Source organism: Shimia aestuarii (genome assembly GCF_022814865.1).
Lineage (GTDB): Bacteria > Pseudomonadota > Alphaproteobacteria > Rhodobacterales > Rhodobacteraceae > Shimia > Shimia aestuarii_A.
This window is the reverse complement of the sequence record NZ_JAKVRD010000050.1, coordinates 1-2,182: the sequence shown is the minus strand read 5'-3', so window position 1 is coordinate 2,182 and position 2,182 is coordinate 1. Positions and strand designations below refer to the sequence as shown.

Sequence of the window (2,182 nt, the reverse complement as noted above, 5' to 3'; positions counted from 1 at the left end):
AGAAGGATGCGGTGGTCGCCCAAAGGGGCTCACCGAGTAGCCGTCACAAGGGCCGCAGTTCTCGATGGTCGGCTGACCGTCGCAAACAGAAAACGCGCCGCATGACCCCCATGTTCTGTCCACTCCCCAATGCTAGAGATCTGCGGCGTTTCGAGGCCGAAAGCCGTCACTGGGTAGCCCGCCTCGGCCAAGCGCAACGAGATTTCACGCCCCAAGCCGAAGGTGCCGCCGGAAACGATAACCGCGCCAGAACTCATTCTTCAGCCTCTTTTGCGTTCGAGAAGCGAGGATCGTTCTGCCCCAGTAACTCGTCCCAATCAGCACCATCCAGATAAGAACGCCAACGCCGGTAATAACCACGCGCCATGTGTTCGGTCATCTTTGTCGTCACGCGTCCGCGCACTGTCAGCCCATTAACTTCCGGGTGAAGCTCCGCTTGATTCCGCGCCAGTTGGTAGTTGAATGGATAGCGCCGCGCGATCGTGCCGACACTGGCGCGTGTTGCGTAAAGCCAGTTTTCCATATCGTCTTGCTCGGTCATCCCAGCAGGACCGGAATAGCGCATGTAGAAACGCCTCAGAAAATCCTTTACCTTAGCTGGCGCGTCTGCATCAACAAGGAAGAAGCGCCAGCCCTCGGTCTCGGTGGTGCCATGCGGGTGCCATACGCATAGGTTCCGTGGTTGCCGACCATGATATGAGGTGTTTGGAAATATCGTGCCGGTAAACGGCAACAACCGAGCATTATCGCCAAGCCGCGCGTTGCGTTCGTTGTGACAATGCCGGAAGTACTCCTCAATTTCGGGATCATTCGCAAATTGCGCAATATATTCAGCCCCAGCCGCCTGCACCGCCGAATGAACACCGTGACCGGCCGCGAAACTAATCCAAACGTGCTTAGCCAACTCTAACTCGTTGTCGCGTCGACCCTTTGCTCCCGTCCGTGCCGAAGGTCCAATTCCAATGAGGTCAACCGATCGGTGGCTTGGGTTATGATACGAGTCGCCAAGGAAATTTTCGGAGGCAAGTTTCCAATTCGAAGGGAACACCCATTTGTGCACACCAATGACTTCTGATCCGCCAGGGCGTCCGTCACGGCAATCCAATGCTTGATCCAAATGAACCTTCGCATCGCCTAGATAGGTCTCGAATTCCGGCGCGTTTTCATCCCACGATGCCCAGATTGTGCCTTTGTAGTTGACCATTCTCGGAACTTCGATCAAGGACCATTTTTCTCGATCCAATACCCCGGCATAAAGTTCTTGGTACTGCGGAATACCGCGTACTTTTCCGTCGGTTGCATACGTCCAAGCATGATACGGACATGTGAAAAGAGAGGTGTTGCCTTGATCATAACGGCAAACCTTCATTCCTCTGTGGCGGCAGGAGTTAAGAAAGACATGAATCACGCCAGCCTTGTCCCGCACAAGGATCACAGATTCTTCACCCATTCGTGAAGTAAAGAAATCTCCGGGATTAGGAATTTGGCTTTCATGGCCGACGAAGAGCCAGGCTCGTGTGAAAAGCGTTTCAATTTCTTGCTGGTAGATGTCTTCGCTAACAAAAACCTCCCGGTCAACTACTCCCTCTTCGAGGTTTGTTTGGCCGGAAATTTCGAGATTGTGTTTCATTGGTTATCCTCTTTTTCAAGACGGGCACCGCGATGGGTGTCTAGCGTTTCGGGAGTTGATGAATTCATGGAGTCGGCCACATCTGAGAGCCGAAGACCTGGGAGCAGTGGCGCAAGGCCGAAGACGGAAACTCCAAGCGCAGTCAGACTTGTGGATCCAAACCAAACCGTCGCGCCGCCGCAGAAAATTGCCAGTGCAACCGCAAGCACCGCGAACACCCAGTTTGGAAGTCTGCTAAATGGACTCGGCAACATGGAAGACCGGAGTAGCATTACCGCAGCGGCACAGTTGGCAAGGACGATGATGATTTCAATCGTAGAGCCGTTTAGTAGGAGCGCGGGATTGTAAATCCAAAGAAACGGCAACAAATAGGCGCTGATCCCAAGCCTCAGTCCGTAGAACCCGGTTGTCCAGATGCTTGCGCCCGCTATGATCCGCCCCACTTGAGTGGTCCAATTTGATTGTTAGTGCATGATCGGCCTTTGGTCCATCTGGATGATGGTTTCGGGGGCCGGTGGGCGATAGCCCAGAGCACTGTGGGGTCGTTTCGTA

Annotated in this window: 1 protein-coding gene; it reads right to left on the bottom strand. The window is 53.9% G+C overall.

Translation table 11 applies throughout. The features are described 5' to 3' along the window. Positions 1-253: 253 nt before the first annotated feature. Positions 254-1,630 (bottom strand): aromatic ring-hydroxylating oxygenase subunit alpha, encoded by a 1,377-nt coding sequence (locus MK745_RS19625; protein ID WP_243614859.1) that lies wholly within the window; start codon positions 1,628-1,630, stop codon positions 254-256. Positions 1,631-2,182 lie beyond the last annotated feature (552 nt).

Bases quoted from the DNA above. Each gene is read 5' to 3' on its own strand.
- MK745_RS19625 (WP_243614859.1), bottom strand. From the start codon at position 1,630: ATGAAACACAATCTCGAAATTTCCGGCCAAACAAACCTCGAAGAGGGA.